Origin of the sequence: Streptomyces sp. NEAU-YJ-81, from assembly GCF_017592595.1 — a bacterium.
GTDB lineage: Bacteria > Actinomycetota > Actinomycetes > Streptomycetales > Streptomycetaceae > Streptomyces > Streptomyces hygroscopicus_B.
Window position 1 is genome coordinate 67,478 of sequence record NZ_JAGFNO010000025.1, and the last position, 15,898, is coordinate 83,375.

Genomic DNA, 15,898 nt, shown 5'->3' on the forward strand with positions numbered 1-15,898 from the left:
CGACAAACCACCGGCATCGGACCGACAGCCCCGAAATATCACCGACACCGCGGCTCCGGCGGCCCTCGTGGCACGCGCCGGCCACCTCGGTCAGGCGCCGATGTACTCCGCGAGGTGTTCGCCGGTGAGGGTGGAGCGCTCGGCGACGAGATCGGCGGGGGTGCCCTCGAAGACGATGCGGCCACCGTCGTGACCGGCACCGGGGCCGAGGTCGATGATCCAGTCGGCGTGTGCCATGACCGCCTGGTGGTGCTCGATGACGATGACCGACTTGCCGGAGTCGACGAGCCGGTCGAGCAGGCCGAGCAGTTGCTCGACGTCGGCGAGGTGCAGACCGGTGGTCGGCTCGTCGAGGACATAGACGCCGCCCTTGTCGGCCATGTGGACGGCCAGCTTGAGCCGCTGCCGCTCGCCACCGGAGAGCGTGGTGAGCGGCTGGCCGAGGGTGAGGTAGCCGAGTCCGACGTCCGACATCCGCTGGAGGATCTTGTGGGCCGCCGGTGTGCGCGCCTCGCCGCTGCCGAAGAACTCCTCGGCCTCGGCCACCGACATCGCGAGCACCTCGCTGATGTCACGGCCGCCGAGGTGGTACTCCAGCACCGATGCCTCGAACCGCTTGCCCTCGCACTCCTCGCAGGCGGTGGCGGTGCTCTGCATGGTCGCCAGGTCGGTGTAGATCACGCCGGCGCCGTTGCAGGTGGGGCAGGCACCCTCGGAGTTGGCGCTGAACATCGCCGGCTTGACGCCGTTGACCTTCGCGAACGCCTTGCGGATCGGGTCGAGCAGTCCGGTGTACGTCGCCGGGTTGCTCCGGCGCGAGCCGCGGATCGGGGTCTGGTCCACCGAGACCACACCCTCCGGGGCCGGAATGGAACCGTGGAGGAGTGAGCTCTTGCCGGAGCCGGCGACACCGGTGACGACGCAGAGCACGCCGAGCGGGATGTCGACGTCGACGTTCCGCAGGTTGTTCGCCGTCGCGCCACGGATCTCCAGGGTGCCGTTGGCCTTGCGGACCGTCTCCTTGAGCCCGGCCCGGTCGTCAAGATGGCGGCCGGTGACGGTCTCGCTCGCCCGCAGCCCTTCGACGGTGCCCTCGAAACAGACGGTGCCGCCCGCCGTGCCGGCGCCGGGGCCGAGGTCCACGACATGGTCGGCGATGGCGATCGTCTCCGGCTTGTGCTCCACCACCAGCACCGTGTTGCCCTTGTCCCGCAGCCGCAGCAGCAGGTCGTTCATCCGCTGGATGTCATGCGGGTGCAGGCCGATGGTGGGCTCGTCGAAGACGTAGGTGACATCGGTGAGCGAGGAGCCGAGGTGGCGGATCATCTTGATGCGCTGCGCCTCGCCGCCGGAGAGCGTGCCCGAGGCGCGGTCGAGCGAGAGGTAGCCGAGGCCGATCTCCACGAACGAGTCGAGGGTGTGTCGCACCTTGGCGAGCAGCGGAGCCACCGACGGCTCGTCCAGTCCGCGGACCCATTCGGCCAGGTCGCGGATCTCCATCGCGCACGCGTCGGCGATGTTGACCTTGCCGATCCGCGAGGAGCGGGCCAGCTCGCTGAGCCTGCTGCCGCCGCATTCGGAACACTCGGCGAAGGTGACCGCCCGGTCCACGAACGCCCGGATATGCGGCTGCATCGACTCGCGGTCCTTGGCGAGGAACGACTTCTGGATCTTCGGGATCAGCCCTTCGTAGGTGAGGTTGACGCCGTTGATCTTCACCTTGGTGGGCTCGCGGTAGAGGAAGTCGTGCCGCTCCTTCTTGGTGTACGCGCGGATCGGCTTGTCCTTGTCGAAGAAGCCCGACTCGGTGATGACCCGCACGACCCAGCCGCCACCGGTGTAGGTGGGGATGGTGAACGGGTCCTCGGCGAGCGACTTGGAGTCGTCGTAAAGCTGGGTGAGGTCGATGTCGGAGACCGAGCCCCGGCCCTCGCAGTGGGTGCACATGCCGCCGGTGCGGCTGAAGCTCACCTTCTCGGTCTTGCTCTTCTCGGCACCGCGGTCGACTGTGAACCCACCGCTCGCCGAGACCGAGGCGACGTTGAAGGAGTACGCGCCGGGCGGGCCGATGTGCGGCTCGCCGAGCCGGCTGAAGAGGATGCGCAGCATCGCGTTGGCGTCGGTGGCGGTGCCGACGGTGGAGCGGGGGTCGGATCCCATCCGCTGCTGGTCGACGATGATCGCGCTGGTCAGCCCGTCGAGTACGTCGACCTCGGGCCGGGCGAGCGTCGGCATGAAGCCCTGCACGAAGGTGCTGTAGGTCTCGTTGATCAGCCGCTGCGACTCCGCGGCGATCGTGGTGAACACCAGCGAGCTCTTGCCCGAGCCGGAGACGCCGGTGAACACCGTCAGCCGGCGCTTCGGGATCTCGATGCTGACGTCCTTGAGGTTGTTCTCGCGCGCGCCGTGCACCCGGATCAGATCGTGGCTGTCGGCGGCGTGGGGCACAGCCGACCGCTGGTCCGTGTCCGTGGCCATGCTCATCGTGTCTCCATCTGGTTCGGGCGGGGGCCGCCTTCGCGGTATCCAGCGGTGTCGCCTGGCTCGATCTGACCAGGTTCGAACAATACGTCCGGTTCGCAGGCCGTGGCTGCCGGGGCCGGACGGCTCAGCGCAGCTCGTTGATGCGGATCATGTTGCCCGCGGGATCGCGAAAGGCGCAGTCGCGGATCCCGTACGGCTGCTCGGCCGGCTCCTGGACGATCTCGGCGCCGCTGGTCCGCACCCGCGCGAAGACGCCGTCGAGGTCGGCGGTGGCCAGGGTGATGCGGGCGTAGCTGCCCTTGGCCATCATCTCGACGACGGTGCGGCGCTCGTCGTCGGTGATGCCGGGGCCGAGGGCCGGGGGCTCCAGGACGATGGAGGTTCCGGGCTGCCCGGCGGGGCCGACCGTGATCCAGCGCATCCCGTCGTAGCCGACGTCCTTACGGATCTCGAAGCCGAGGGTGTCGCGGTAGAAGGCCAGCGAGGCGTCCGGGTCGTCATGCGGGAGGAAGGTCCAGTGAATGGTGAGGTCCATGGCGATGAAGCTAGCCGCGCCCGCGTGACCGGGGCTTCTCCATTCCTGACCGGTCCGGCCGGCCGTTTCTCCCGGCCGGTCGCTCCGCCTCCCCGGCCCCGGGCGCTGTGGGAAACTGAGCCGGTGAAACGGCAGGATCTCGATGACCTCGTCCGGCTGCGGCAGGCCCGCGACCGGATGGACCGCGACTACGCCGAGCCGCTCGACGTCCCGGCGCTGGCGCATGGCGCCCTGATGTCGCCGGGCCATTTCTCCCGCAGCTTCCGCGCCGCCTTCGGCGAGACGCCGTACAGCTACCTGATGACCCGCCGCATCGAGCGGGCCAAGGCGCTGCTGCGGCGCGGCGACCTTACGGTGACCGAGGTCTGCATCGCGGTCGGTTGTACGTCGCTCGGGTCGTTCAGCTCGCGCTTCACAGAGCTGGTCGGCGAGAGCCCGAGCAGCTACCGGGCCCGGAGCCATGACCATGGCGCCGCCATCCCGGCCTGCATGGCCAAGATCCACACGCGACCGGTCAGGAACGGAGAAGCGAGCCCCGCCGCCCGGCCGTAGCGTGAGCCCCATGGACATCACACTTTCCAGTTGCTTCATCGCCGTCGACGACCACGACAAGGCGCTCGCCTTCTACCGCGATGCCCTCGGCCTCGAGGTCCGCAACGACGTCGGGTTCGAGGGAATGCGCTGGGTGACCGTCGGGGCGCCCTCGCAGCCGGACGTGAACATCGTCCTGGAACCGCCGCTGGCCGACCCCAACGCCTCGCCCGACGACAGACAGGTCATGGCGGAGCTGATGGCCAAGGGCCTGTTGCGCGGTGTCATCTTCGCGACGGACGACTGCGACGCCACCTTCGAACGCGTCAGCGCCGCGGGCGGCGAGGTGCTGCAGGAGCCCATGGACCAGCCTTACGGCGTCCGCGACTGCGCGTTCCGCGACCCCTCCGGCAACATGTTGCGCTTCACCCAGCCTCTGAAGAAGTGAGCCCTTCAGCGGGTCCCGCCCAGGGGTCCGGTGCCGCCTAGGCTGGCCGTCGGGAGGTGGTGGCCATGGCGGCGGCCATACGGCAGGGCGGATCGGACGCCGACCCGGGGCTCTACGGCCCCAGGTCGGTGACCTGGCAGATGCACGGCGACCCGGTGATGTGGATCGCGGGGGTGCGCGCCCTGTACCTCCAGGCCCTGCATCCGCTCGCGGTGCGCGGCGTCACCCAGAACTCCGACTTCCGCAAGGATGCCTGGGGGAGGCTGCTGCGCACCGCGCGGTTCGTCGCCACCATCACCTACGGCACCACCGAGGCCGCCGAGCGGGCGGGCGCCAAGGTCCGGGGCATTCACCGCAGGCTCTCCCTCACCCACCCCGTCACCGGCGTCCGGCACGGCGTCGACGAGCCCGAGCTGCTGCTGTGGGTGCACTGCGCCGAGATCGACTCGTACCTCCATGTGATGCGGCGCTCGGGCTATCCGCTCACCGACGCCCAGGCGGACGCCTATGTCGCCGAGAACGTGGTGTCCGCCCGGCTGGTCGGCCTCGACCCCGCCGACGTACCGGCCGATACGGCGGCGCTCGCCGCGTACTTCGCGAAGGTGCGCCCCCAACTCGCCAACACCCCCGAGGCCCGTGAGGTGGACGCCTTTCTGCGGCGGCCCCCGGTCCATGCCCTGCTCGTCCCGGCGCGTGAGGCGATCTGGGGGCGCTTCGCCGCGCTCGCCTACGGGTCCCTGCCCCCGTACGCCCACGAACTGTACGGGCGCCCCGCACCCCCGCCCCCCGTGGTCACCCGCCGATTGCGGGCGATGGGCAGGGCGCTGCGCTGCATCCCGCCCACGGCCCGCTGGCAGCTGCCGCCGAAGCACATCATGCGGGCGGTCGAGCGACTCGGACCGGGCAGCCGCCCCTCGCCCTACAAACTGCGCAGAAACGCGGCCATACTGGACAGCGGGGATGCGACGGGGGCTCGGCCGCACGCGGCCGGTCTCCACGGGGGCGGCGGGAGCTGACTTCCGCCAAGGCAGGGGGAGCATGGCGGACATCAGGCTGATCCAGGGCCGGTATCGGCTGCTGGACCGGATCGGGCGCGGGGGAATGGGCGAGGTGTGGCGGGCGCGGGATGAGTCGCTCGGCCGGCGCGTCGCCGTCAAATGCCTCAAACCGCTGGGGTCGCGCCACGACCCCTCGTTCACCGGTGTGGTGCGGGAGCGCTTCCGCCGGGAGGCGCGGGTGGCCGCCGCGCTGCAGCACCGCGGGGTCACCGTGGTGCATGACTTCGGCGAGTACGAGGGCGCGCTGTACCTGGTCATGGAGCTGCTGGAGGGCCGCAACCTCAGTCAGCTGCTGAAGGACAACGAGCGCCGCCCGCTGCCGGTCCCCGAGGTGCTGGACATCGCGGAGCAGGTCGCCGCGGCCCTCGCCTACACCCATGACCAGGGCGTGGTGCACCGCGATCTGAAGCCGGCCAACATCATGCGGCTCACCGACGGCACCGTGAAGCTCTGCGACTTCGGCATCGCCCGCCTCGGCCATGACGTCGGCTTCACCTCCCGGCTCACCGGCACCGGCGTCGCCATGGGCACCCCGCACTACATGTCGCCCGAGCAGATCGCGGGTGGCCCGGTCGACCACCGCAGCGATCTGTACTCCCTGGGCTGTGTGCTCTACGAACTGGCCACGGGCGCACCGCCGTTCGCCCTGGACGACGCATGGGCGGTCCTCGTCGGCCATCGCCACACCCCGCCCGCCCCGCCGCGCGGCCACCGGCCCGAACTCCCCGAGCGGTTCGAGCGCGCCGTCCTCGATCTGCTGGCCAAGACCCCGGAGGGCCGTCCACACGACGCCGCCGAGTTCGCCCGGCGGATCGCCCCGGCCCGCGCGTCCCGGTGGCCGACGGCGCCGCCGCTCCCCGCGCCGCGCGGCGCACTTCCGGCCGCCGGACCGTCGGCTCCGCGCCTTCCGGCCTGGGCCCTGGACATGACCACCGGGTCCAAGGCGCACACCGGCGGCGTGGGACTGCTGTCGGCGACCCCGCCCGACGCGACGGCCGCGCTCACCGGTGCCTGGACCGGACGCCGCGACGCCGCTCAGCCCGCACCGCCACCCCCGCCCGGGGTCCGGGCGCGGCTCGCCGACCGGCACCGCGCCGCGCTGGACCTGGGGCGGCTGGGCCGCTGGGAGGAGGCCGTGGCAACACACCGCGCGGTGGCCGCCGAGCGCGAGCGCGCGCTGGGCGCCGACCACCCCGACACCCTCGCCAGCCGCTACGAGACCGCCTTCGCCCTCGGGATCCTGGGCCGCCCCGGCGACGCGCTGCGCGAGTACGAGCGGGTCGCGGTGGGCCGCGGGCGCGTCCTGGGCCCCGACCACGCGGAGACCCTCGCCGCCCGCCAGGAGACCGCGTTCACCCTGGGCCGCCTCGGCCGCTTCACCGAGGCCCAGCACCTCTACACGGCCGTGCTCGCCGCCCGCGAGCGCACCATGGGCGCCGACCACCCCGACACCCTGCGCTGCCGCCACAACCTCGCCTTCAATCTGGGCTGTCTGGGGCGCCTGGAGGAGGCGTACCGCATGGCGGAGGGGGTGGCCGCCGACCGCGCCCGGGTGCTGGGCGCCGACCACCCCGACACGCTGGTCACCCGCTACGAGGTGGCGTACGCCCTCGGCCGCCTCGACCGCTGGCGGGAGGCCCTGGGCATCTTCCGCGAGGTGGCCGCCGACCGCGCCCGCACCCTCGGCCCCGACCATCCCGACACCCTCGCCGCCCGCTATGAGATCGGCGTCGGCCTGGGGCGGCTGGACCGGGGTGCGGAGGCCCTCGCGGTCTACCACGCGCTCGTCGAGGACCGCGCCCGCGCCCACGGCCCGGCCGATCCGGAGACCCTGCGCGCCCGGCACGGCCTCGGCGTCAGCCTCGGCCGGCTGGGCCGCTGGGAGGAGGCGCTCGCCGAGGCGCGGGAGGTCTGCGACCTCCGCGAGCGCGCCCTGGGCCCCGACCATCCGGACACCCTGGTCAGCCGCCGTGAGGTGGCCGTCGCCCTGGGCTGGCTCGGCCGCTGGTCCGACGCGCTGGACGGCTACCGCCGGGTGACCCGCGCCCGCGCCCGCGTCCTGGGTCCCGGCCATCCCGACACCCTCGTCAGCCGCGGCGACGAGGCCCACTGCCTGGAGCGGCTGGGCCGGCGCGCCGAGACGGCCGAGACTCCCGAGAGGGCCGAGACTCCCGAGACGGCCGAGACTCCCGGGAGGGCCTAGGCGGCGGCCACGGCCCAGGCGTTCGGGGCGGCGGGCGCGGCGGGGGTGAGCTGCGGCGCCCTGGCCCCGGCGATCAGCGCGTGCTAACCAGAGGGCATGTCTCACAGCGATGCGTATGACGTCGTCATCGTCGGCGGCGGTCACAACGGTCTGGTCGCCGCCGCGTATCTCGCCCGCGCCGGGCGGAGCGTGCTGGTGCTCGAACGCCTCGGCCACACCGGTGGCGCCGCCGTGTCCACACGGCCCTATCCCGGCGTGGACGCACGGCTCTCGCGCTACTCCTACCTGGTCAGCCTGTTGCCGCGGCGGATCGTCGACGACCTCGGACTGCGCTTCGCGGTGCGCAAGCGCGCGGTCTCCTCGTACACCCCCGAGGTCCGGGGCGGGCGCCACACCGGGCTGCTGGTGGACTCCGGCTCCTCCGCCCGGACGCGCGCCGCGTTCGCGCGGCTGACCGGCTCGGAGCGGGAGTACGAGTCCTGGCAGCGCTTCTACGGCATGACCCAGCGCGTCGCCGAGCGCGTCTTCCCCACGCTGACCGAGCCGCTGCCCACCCGGGAGGAGCTGCGGACGCGGATCGGGGACGACGCGGCGTGGCAGGCGCTGTTCGAGCGGCCGCTGGGGGAGGCGGTCGAGGCGGCCTTCGACGACGACCTCATCCGGGGCGTGGTCCTCACCGACGCGCTCATCGGCACCTTCGCCCGGGCCCACGACCCCTCGCTGCGGCAGAACCGCTGCTTCCTCTACCACGTGATCGGCGGCGGCACCGGCGACTGGGACGTCTCCGTAGGCGGCATGGGCGCGCTCACCGATGCCCTGGCCGACGCCGCCCGCGCGGCGGGCGCGCGGATCGCGACCGGGTGCGAGGTCACCGCCATCGCCACCGACGGCACCTCGGCCGAGGTGCGGTACGAGGGCGAGTCGGGGGAGGGCACCGCGGCCGCCCGGTATGTGCTCGTCGGGGCCGCGCCGCGCGAGCTGGCCCGGCTGCTGGGCGAGGAGCCGCCCGCCCCGCCCGCGGAAGGGGCCCAGCTCAAGGTGAACATGCTGCTGCGCAGGCTGCCCGCGCTGCGCGACCGCGAGGTGGACCCGCGCGAGGCGTTCTCCGGGACGTTCCACATCGCCGAGGGGTACGGGGCCCTGGAGGACGCGTACCGCCAGGCGGCCGCGGGGGAGCTGCCGCACCGGCCGCCGTCGGAGATCTACTGCCACTCGCTGACCGATCCGTCGATCCTCGGCCCGGAGCTGGCACGCGAGGGCTATCAGACCCTGACCCTGTTCGGACTGCACACCCCCGCCCGGCTGTTCACCGAGGACAACGACGCGGCGCGCACCGCGCTGCTGCGCGCCACCCTCGCGGAGCTGGACGCGCATCTCGCCGAGCCGATCACCGACTGTCTCGCCCACGACGCCGACGGCCGGCCGTGCATCGAGGCCAAGACCCCGCTGGACCTGGACGCCGAGCTGCGGCTGCCCGGCGGCAACATCTTCCACCGGGACCTGGCCTTCCCGTACGCCCAGGAGGGCACCGGCCGCTGGGGCGTGGAGACGCGCCACGCCAATGTGCTGCTGTGCGGCGCGGGGGCGGTGCGCGGCGGCGGGGTGAGCGGAATTCCGGGGCACAACGCGGCCATGGCGGTGCTGGGGAAGTGACGCCCGAAAGCCCTCAGGGAGTCCTTCGGACGGCCCGGGGAGCGCTTTTCTTCCATCGAATCTGACGTAGCGTCAGAAAAACTCTTCCTTCGTCCGCCGCCCTGCGGCATCCTGCCGACCATGCAGACGGAGCTGAGCACAAGGCTGGGTGTCGAGCACGCCGTCTTCGGCTTCACGCCGTTCCCCGCCGTGGCCGCGGCGATCAGCCGGGCCGGCGGCTTCGGTGTGCTCGGCGCGGTCCGCTACGGCGCGGGCGAGGAGCTGGCCCGCGACCTCGACTGGATGGAGGGGCACGCCGACGGCAAGCCCTATGGCGTGGACGTCGTGATGCCCGCGAAGAAGGTGGAGGGGGTCACCGAGGCCGATATCGAGGCGATGATCCCCGAAGGCCACCGCGCGTTCGTCCGGGACACCCTCGCCAAGCACGGCGTCCCCGGGCTCGCCGAGGGCGAGGCGTCCGGCTGGCGGATCACCGGCTGGCTCGAGGAGGTGGCCCGCAGCCAGCTCGACGTCGCCTTCGACTACCCCGTGAAACTCCTGGCCAACGCCCTGGGCTCACCCCCGGCCGATGTCGTCGCCCGCGCCCATGACCACGGCATCCTGGTGGCCGCCCTCGCGGGCAGCGCCCGCCACGCCCTCCACCACAAGGAGGCGGGGCTCGATGTCATCGTCGCCCAGGGATACGAGGCGGGCGGCCACACCGGCGAGATCGCCTCCATGGTGCTCACCCCCGAGGTGGTGCGGGCCGTGGACCCGCTGCCCGTGCTCGCCGCGGGCGGCATCGGCAGCGGTGAGCAGATCGCCGCCGGGCTGGCGCTGGGCGCCCAGGGCGTCTGGATCGGCTCCCTCTGGCTCACCACCGAGGAGGCCGAACTGCATTCGGCGGCCCTCATCCGCAAGCTGCTGGCGGCCGGATCCGGGGACACCGTGCGCTCCCGCGCCCTCACCGGCAAACCCGCCCGCCAGCTGCGCACCGAGTGGACCGACGCCTGGGAGGACCCGGACGGCCCGGACCCGCTGCCCATGCCGCTCCAGGGGCTGCTGGTCGCCGAGGCCGTCTCCCGCATCCAGAAGCACGAGGTGGAACCGCTGCTCGGCACGCCGGTCGGCCAGATCGTCGGCCGGATGGACGAGGTCCGCCCGGTCCAGGCCGTCTTCGACGATCTGACCCGGGGCTTCGAGCGCGCCATCGACCGCGTCATCCGCATCGCCAAGCGCGCCTGACCGCGCCCGCCCAACCCGGCTGACCGCGCCCGCCCCAACCCGCCTGACCGCGCCCGCCGCAACCCCCCTGACCTCGCCTGATCCCGCCCGATCTCGCCCGACCCCCCGCTCCACCTCGTCTGATCTCGTCCCACACCGCCTGACACCGCCGTCAGAAGGAGGACCGGACCGCCATGTCCCCTACACCCAACGGCTTCTGGGCCCAGGCCGCGCTCGAGCCCGACCGCACCGTGCTCATCGCCCCGGACGGTGAGGAGTGGACCGCCGGGCGGCTGCACAGCGCGTGCAACCGGCTCGTCGCCGGGCTGCGCGCCGCCGGGCTGCGACGCGGCGACGCCCTGGCGGTCGTCCTGCCCAACGGGGTGGAGTTCTTCGTCGCCGCCCTCGCCGCCACCCAGGCCGGGCTCTATCTGGTGCCGGTCAACCACCATCTGGTCGGCCCCGAGATCGCCTGGATCGTCTCCGACTCCGGCGCCAAGGTGCTGATCGCCCATGAGCGCTACGGCGGGCAGGCGGCCGCGGCCGCCGACGAGGCGGGGCTGCCGGCGACCCACCGCTACGCGGTCGGCGCCATCGACGGCTTCCGCCCGTACGCCGAGCTCGTCGAGGGGCGGCCGGAGGAGCCGCCCGCCGACCGCGAGCTGGGCTGGGTGATGAACTACACCTCCGGCACCACGGGCCGTCCGCGCGGCATCCGCCGTGCGCTGACCGGAAAGCTCCCCGAGGAGAGCCACCTCGGCGGCTTTCTGCGCTTCTTCGGCATCACACCGCGCTCCGAGGAGCCCGACCACGTCCATCTGGTGTGCTCACCGCTCTACCACACCGCCGTACTGCAGTTCGCAAGCTCGTCGCTGCACATCGGTCATCCCCTGGTGCTCATGGACAAGTGGACGCCCCAGGAGATGCTGCGCCTCATCGACACCTACCGCTGTACGCACACCCATATGGTGCCGACCCAGTTCCACCGGCTGCTCGCCCTCCCCGACGAGGTCAAGCGGTCCTACGACGTCTCCTCGATGCGCCATGCCATCCATGGGGCCGCACCCTGCCCCGACCATGTCAAACGCGCGATGATCGAGTGGTGGGGCGGCTGTGTCGAGGAGTACTACGCGGCCAGCGAGGGCGGCGGCGCCTTCGCCACCGCCGAGGACTGGCTGAAGAAGCCGGGGACTGTCGGCCGCCCCTGGCCCATCAGCGAGCTGGCCATCTTCGACGACGAGGGCACCCGGCTCCCGGCCGGTGAACTCGGCACCGTCTACATGAAGATGAGCACCGGGGGTTTCGCCTACCACAAGGACAAGAGCAAGACCGAGAAGAACCGCATCGGCGACTTCTTCACCGTCGGCGACCTCGGCCTCCTGGACGACGACGGCTACCTTTACCTCCGCGACCGCAAGATCGACCTGATCATCTCGGGCGGGGTCAACATCTACCCCGCCGAGATCGAGGCCGCGCTGCTCACCCACCCGGCCGTCGCCGACGCCGCCGCCTTCGGGATCCCCCACGAGGACTGGGGCGAGCAGGTCATCGCGGTCGTGGAACCCGCCGAGGGGCATGCGCCGGGCCTCGACCTGGCCGCCGAGATCCTCGCCCACTGCACCACCCGGCTGGCGGGCTATAAATGCCCCAAGTCGGTGGATTTCATTGTGGAGATGCCGCGCGACCCCAATGGCAAGCTCTACAAGCGGCGGCTGCGGGCGCCGTATTGGGAGGGTGCGGAATCGCAGTGAGCCTGGGGGCGGCCCGTTGAGTGCCAGTGGTGCCAAGTAGCGCCCAAGCGCCAAGTAGTGCCAGTGCCGCCTGATCCGGCCATCGCGCCACGGGGCCGGTCCCGCTTTCCCGGGGGACCGGCCCCGTGGCGTGCCGACGGTGCGGCGTCCTATCGTTCCAGAACCCGTCGGGTGCCCCGGGCCGCCGGGGCGACGCCTCGGGCCGCCCGTCCCGCCGAGAGAGGAACCCCCGCCCATGCGACCGCATCTGTCCCCGCGTCATGCGCTGATCGCCGCGCTGGCCACCGCCGTGCTGGCCACGGGGGCCACCGCCGCCTTCGCCGCTCCGGTGGGTCCGGCCAGTGTCCACGGCACCCTGCGGCCGCTGGTCGAGCTGTCCGCGCAGCGGGTCCTGGTGGCCGATGAGGTCGCCGCCGCGAAGTGGGGCACGGACAGCCCGATCGACGACCCGGCGCGGGAACGGGAGGTGCTGGACGCGGTGGCGCGGCAGGCCGAGGAGCTGGGCGCCGACCCCGTGGCGACGTCGAGGATCTTCCGCGACCAGATCGAGGCCAGCAAGGTCGTCCAGCGCGGCCTCTACCGGCGCTGGGACGCCGACCCCGCACAGGCGCCCACCGAACGTCCCGACCTTGGGCGGATCCGGCTGGAGATCAACCGGATCAACGGCGAACTCGTGCGCGCCATCGCGGATTCGGCGGCCGTGCGGGAGGCCCCCTCCTGCGTGGGACGGCTCACGGCTGGGGCCGCGGCGGTGATCCGTGGGCGGCACCTGGACGCGCTGCACAGTGTGGCGCTGGGCCGGTCGCTGCCGTCAGTGTGCGAGCGGGCGGCGCCGTGAGGCTGCGGTAGGGCTGCGGGTCGGGCACCCAGTCAGCCTTGCGGGGTGTCCGGCGGATCTTTCCCCTCCCCGCCCCTCCTCGAAACCGGGGGCCCGGCCCCCGGCCCCCGCCGGAGCTCCGCCCCTGGGCCCCGCTCCTCAAGCGCCGGAGGGGCTGGATTGGCTCCCCGCGCTTCCCCGAGAGCGGGGCCTGGCCCCCGGCCCCTGGGGCTCCGCCTCAGACCCCGGCCGGGGCTCTGCCCCTGGGCCCTGCTCCTCAGGCGCCGGAGGGGCTGGGTTGGCTCCCCGCCCCTTCCCGTTACCAGGGGCTTCGCCCTGGATCCCGGCGTTTGGGGCGAAGCCCCGGTTTCGGGAAGGCGCCCCTTGGGCCCTGGGGTCTGGGGCGGAGCCCCGCCAGGGGCCGGGGGCCGGGCCCCCCGGTTTCGGGAAGGGGCGGGGTGGGGGACAGCCCGCCGCAGGCGTCACTATCCGTCGGACATGCCCTGGTCGCAGGGCGGAGCGGTTCAGGCCGTGGTGCGGAACGGTTCAGCCGTGGTGCGGACCGGTCCAGGCCGCGTTGCGCAACGGTTCAGCCGCCGTGCGCAACGGTTCAGCCGCCGTTCGGGGTGTCCCGGTCCGCCTCCTGCGCGACCGCTCGCGCCCAGCGGTAGTCCGCCTTTCCGCTGGGGGAGCGCTGGATGCGGTCGGTGAAGACGACCGTACGTGGGATTTTGTAGCCCGCGAGCCGCTCCCGGCAGTGGTCGCGGATCGCGTCGGCGGTGAGCCCGGACGCCTGTGTCCGGGGCTGGACGACGGCCGCGACGCGATGGCCCCAGCGGGGGTCGGGGACGCCCGCCACCAGCGCGTCGTACACGTCCGGATGGGCCTTCAGGGCCTGTTCGACCTCTTCGGGATAGACCTTCTCGCCACCGGTGTTGATGCACTGCGAACCGCGCCCGAGGACGGTGATCACGCCCTGCTCGTCGACGGTGGCCATGTCGCCGAGCAGCACCCAGCGCTCCCCGTCCGCCTCGAAGAACGTCTCGGCGGTCTTCTTCGCGTCGTTGTAGTAGCCGAGCGGCACATGGCCGCGCTGCGCGATCCGGCCGGGCTCGCCGGGCGCCACCGGGGCGAGGGTCGCCGGGTCCACCACCGTCGTACGGGCGTTGACGTGCAGCCGGAAGCCCTTCTCGGGGCCGGAGTCGTCGGTGGCCGTGCCGTTGAACCCGGACTCCGAGGAGCCGAAGTTGTTCAGCAGCAGGGTGTGCGGGGCGAGTTCGGCGAACTGGGCTCGTACGGTCTCCGACAGGATCGCGCCCGAGCTGCTGACGCTGAGCAGGGAGGAGAGGTCGGTGCCCTTGAGGGGGCCGGTCAGGGCGTCCACCAGTGGCCGCAGCATCGCGTCGCCGACCAGCGAGACGGTGGTGACCTTCTCCTTCTCGACCGTCCTCAGCACATCCTGGGGGACGAACTTTCGGTGCAGCACCACTTTCTGACCGAAGTTGAACCCGATGAAGGCCGTAAGGGTGGAGGTGCCGTGCATCAGCGGCGGAGTGGGGAAGAAGACCAGCCCCTCGCCGCCCGTGGCCACCCGCTCGGCCAGCTCCTCCGGGCGCCCGACGGGCCGGCCGGTCGGAGCGCCGCCGCCCAGCCCGGAGAAGAAGAGGTCCTCCTGTCGCCACATCACGCCCTTGGGCATACCGGTGGTGCCGCCGGTGTAGATGATGAAGCGGTCGTCGGCGGACCGCGCCGGGAAGCCGCGCTCGGGTGACCCGGACGCCTCGGCGTCGGTGAACGCCACGGACGTACGGGGGCCGTCCTCGGCGCCGACCCGCACCAGATGGCGCAGGCTGTCGGTGTGCGGCAGCGCGGCGGCCACCCGCTCGCCGAACTCGGCGTCGTAGACCAGCGCGGCCAGGTCCGCGTCGCGGTAGAGGTAGACCAACTCGTCTTCCACGTAGCGGTAGTTGACGTTCACCGGCACCGCCCGGATCTTCACGCAGGCCAGAGCCGTCTGGAGATACTCGACGCCGTTGCACAGATGCAGTCCGACATGCTCGCCCGGGGCGATACCGCTGTCCCGCAGATGGTGGGCGAGCCGGTTGGCGGCCGCGTCGAGCTGGGCGTAGGTGAGCCGCCGCTCGGCTCCGGTGCCGGGGTGGTCCAGATACACCAGCGCCTCTCTGTCGGGCACCGTGTCGACGATCGACTCGAACAGGTCGGCAAGGTTGTACTCCATGGCTCCTCCTGACCCCTCGATCCGGTGGCTCGGCGCTCATTAGAGCCGCGCGGGGATGAGGTGGGAAGGCCCCCGGTACAAGAAATCTGACTGAGCATCAGATTTCTCTTGAAGTCGGCCTTCCCCTGCTGCAACCTGTTCTAGGTCTCGAGACGGGAGGACGTCGTGACAAGCGGGACCGAACACCTCATCGTCGAGCGCGTCGGCGCGACCCTGGTACTCACCTTGAACCGGCCCGAGGCCAGGAACGCGCTCTCGCTGCCGATGCTGGTCGGGCTGTACGACGGCTGGACTGAGGCCGACGAGGACGATGCCGTGCGCTCCGTGGTGCTCACCGGCGCCGGTGGGGCCTTCTGCGCGGGAATGGACCTCAAGGCGCTCGCGGGCGGCGGCCGGATGGACGGACAGCACGTCCGCGACCGCCTCGCGGCCGACCCCGATCTGCACTGGAAGGCAATGCTCCGCCACCATCGGCCGCGCAAGCCGGTGATCGCCGCCGTCGAGGGCCCCTGTGTCGCGGGCGGCACCGAGATCCTGCAGGGCACCGACATCCGGGTCGCCGGGCGCGGCGCCACCTTCGGGCTCTTCGAGGTCCGGCGCGGGCTGTTCCCCATCGGCGGCTCCACCGTACGGCTGGCCCGCCAGCTGCCCCGCACCCACGCCCTGGAGATGCTGCTGACCGGGCGCCCCTATCCGGCCGAGGAGGCGGCGCGGATCGGGCTGATCGGCCATGTCGTCCCGGACGGCACGGCGCTGGAGAAGGCCCTGGAGATCGCCGAGCTGATCAACGCCAACGGCCCGCTCGCCGTCGAGGCGGTCAAGGCGTCCGTCTACGAGACCGCCGAGATGACCGAGTCCGACGGCCTGAGGTCCGAACTCGAACGCGGCTGGCCCATCTTCGACACCGCCGACGCCAAGGAGGGTTCGAAAGCCTTCGCGGAGAAACGGCCGCCGGTCTACCGCCGGGCGTGATCCC

At 72.3% G+C, this 15,898-nt stretch carries 12 protein-coding genes; 9 read left to right on the top strand and 3 right to left on the bottom strand.

What is annotated here, in order from left to right:
- Positions 1–90: 90 nt before the first annotated feature.
- Both J5X86_RS37145 and J5X86_RS37150 read right to left on the bottom strand, forming a co-directional pair.
- Positions 91–2,484 carry an excinuclease ABC subunit UvrA gene (locus tag J5X86_RS37145; RefSeq protein WP_208521071.1) on the bottom strand — a complete coding sequence of 798 codons (2,394 nt, stop codon included), beginning with the start codon at positions 2,482–2,484 and terminating at the stop codon, positions 91–93.
- A gap of 124 nt (positions 2,485–2,608) precedes the next feature.
- Positions 2,609–3,019 carry a VOC family protein gene (locus tag J5X86_RS37150; RefSeq protein WP_208521072.1) on the bottom strand — a complete coding sequence of 137 codons (411 nt, stop codon included), beginning with the start codon at positions 3,017–3,019 and terminating at the stop codon, positions 2,609–2,611.
- A 123-nt stretch (positions 3,020–3,142) separates the two neighbouring features.
- On the opposite strand from J5X86_RS37150, the gene J5X86_RS37155 reads away from it, so the two are divergent.
- The 8 genes from J5X86_RS37155 to J5X86_RS37190 all read left to right on the top strand — a co-directional run bounded on the left by J5X86_RS37155 (position 3,143) and on the right by J5X86_RS37190 (position 12,704).
- On the top strand, positions 3,143–3,571 hold the full coding sequence (locus tag J5X86_RS37155; RefSeq protein WP_208521073.1) for a helix-turn-helix transcriptional regulator: 429 nt from the start codon (positions 3,143–3,145) through the stop codon (positions 3,569–3,571).
- Between the two features lie 10 nt (positions 3,572–3,581).
- On the top strand, positions 3,582–3,998 hold the full coding sequence (locus J5X86_RS37160) for a VOC family protein (protein WP_078645797.1): 417 nt from the start codon (positions 3,582–3,584) through the stop codon (positions 3,996–3,998).
- Between the two features lie 65 nt (positions 3,999–4,063).
- Entirely contained in the window at positions 4,064–5,014 is a 951-nt protein-coding gene (locus tag J5X86_RS37165) for an oxygenase MpaB family protein (RefSeq protein WP_208521074.1), read from the top strand.
- 22 nt (positions 5,015–5,036) lie between these two features.
- On the top strand, positions 5,037–7,259 hold the full coding sequence (locus J5X86_RS37170) for a serine/threonine-protein kinase (RefSeq protein ID WP_208521075.1): 2,223 nt from the start codon (positions 5,037–5,039) through the stop codon (positions 7,257–7,259).
- A gap of 96 nt (positions 7,260–7,355) precedes the next feature.
- A complete protein-coding gene (locus J5X86_RS37175) occupies positions 7,356–8,912 on the top strand; it encodes an NAD(P)/FAD-dependent oxidoreductase (RefSeq protein ID WP_208521076.1) in 1,557 nt (518 codons plus the stop codon).
- A gap of 120 nt (positions 8,913–9,032) precedes the next feature.
- Complete coding sequence (locus J5X86_RS37180) at positions 9,033–10,136, top strand: nitronate monooxygenase family protein (protein WP_078645802.1); 1,104 nt, start codon at positions 9,033–9,035, stop codon at positions 10,134–10,136.
- 173 nt (positions 10,137–10,309) lie between these two features.
- Complete coding sequence (locus J5X86_RS37185) at positions 10,310–11,866, top strand: acyl-CoA synthetase (protein WP_208521077.1); 1,557 nt, start codon at positions 10,310–10,312, stop codon at positions 11,864–11,866.
- Positions 11,867–12,101: 235 nt separating this feature from the next.
- Complete coding sequence (locus tag J5X86_RS37190) at positions 12,102–12,704, top strand: chorismate mutase (RefSeq protein ID WP_208521078.1); 603 nt, start codon at positions 12,102–12,104, stop codon at positions 12,702–12,704.
- 589 nt (positions 12,705–13,293) lie between these two features.
- Here J5X86_RS37190 and J5X86_RS37195 read toward each other — a convergent pair.
- On the bottom strand, positions 13,294–14,922 hold the full coding sequence (locus J5X86_RS37195; RefSeq protein ID WP_208521079.1) for an acyl-CoA synthetase: 1,629 nt from the start codon (positions 14,920–14,922) through the stop codon (positions 13,294–13,296).
- A 165-nt stretch (positions 14,923–15,087) separates the two neighbouring features.
- On the opposite strand from J5X86_RS37195, the gene J5X86_RS37200 reads away from it, so the two are divergent.
- Positions 15,088–15,894 carry a crotonase/enoyl-CoA hydratase family protein gene (locus J5X86_RS37200; RefSeq protein WP_208521080.1) on the top strand — a complete coding sequence of 269 codons (807 nt, stop codon included), beginning with the start codon at positions 15,088–15,090 and terminating at the stop codon, positions 15,892–15,894.
- Positions 15,895–15,898 lie beyond the last annotated feature (4 nt).

What these genes read in the sequence shown, in the direction of transcription:
- J5X86_RS37150 (WP_208521072.1), bottom strand. Translation starts at nt 3,019, where the DNA reads ATGGACCTCACCATTCACTGGACCTTCCTCCCGCATGACGACCCGGAC.
- J5X86_RS37165 (WP_208521074.1), top strand. Translation starts at nt 4,064, where the DNA reads ATGGCGGCGGCCATACGGCAGGGCGGATCGGACGCCGACCCGGGGCTC.
- J5X86_RS37190 (WP_208521078.1), top strand. Translation starts at nt 12,102, where the DNA reads ATGCGACCGCATCTGTCCCCGCGTCATGCGCTGATCGCCGCGCTGGCC.
- J5X86_RS37180 (WP_078645802.1), top strand. Translation starts at nt 9,033, where the DNA reads ATGCAGACGGAGCTGAGCACAAGGCTGGGTGTCGAGCACGCCGTCTTC.
- J5X86_RS37170 (WP_208521075.1), top strand. Translation starts at nt 5,037, where the DNA reads ATGGCGGACATCAGGCTGATCCAGGGCCGGTATCGGCTGCTGGACCGG.
- J5X86_RS37145 (WP_208521071.1), bottom strand. Translation starts at nt 2,484, where the DNA reads ATGAGCATGGCCACGGACACGGACCAGCGGTCGGCTGTGCCCCACGCC.
- J5X86_RS37160 (WP_078645797.1), top strand. Translation starts at nt 3,582, where the DNA reads ATGGACATCACACTTTCCAGTTGCTTCATCGCCGTCGACGACCACGAC.
- J5X86_RS37195 (WP_208521079.1), bottom strand. Translation starts at nt 14,922, where the DNA reads ATGGAGTACAACCTTGCCGACCTGTTCGAGTCGATCGTCGACACGGTG.
- J5X86_RS37175 (WP_208521076.1), top strand. Translation starts at nt 7,356, where the DNA reads ATGTCTCACAGCGATGCGTATGACGTCGTCATCGTCGGCGGCGGTCAC.
- J5X86_RS37185 (WP_208521077.1), top strand. Translation starts at nt 10,310, where the DNA reads ATGTCCCCTACACCCAACGGCTTCTGGGCCCAGGCCGCGCTCGAGCCC.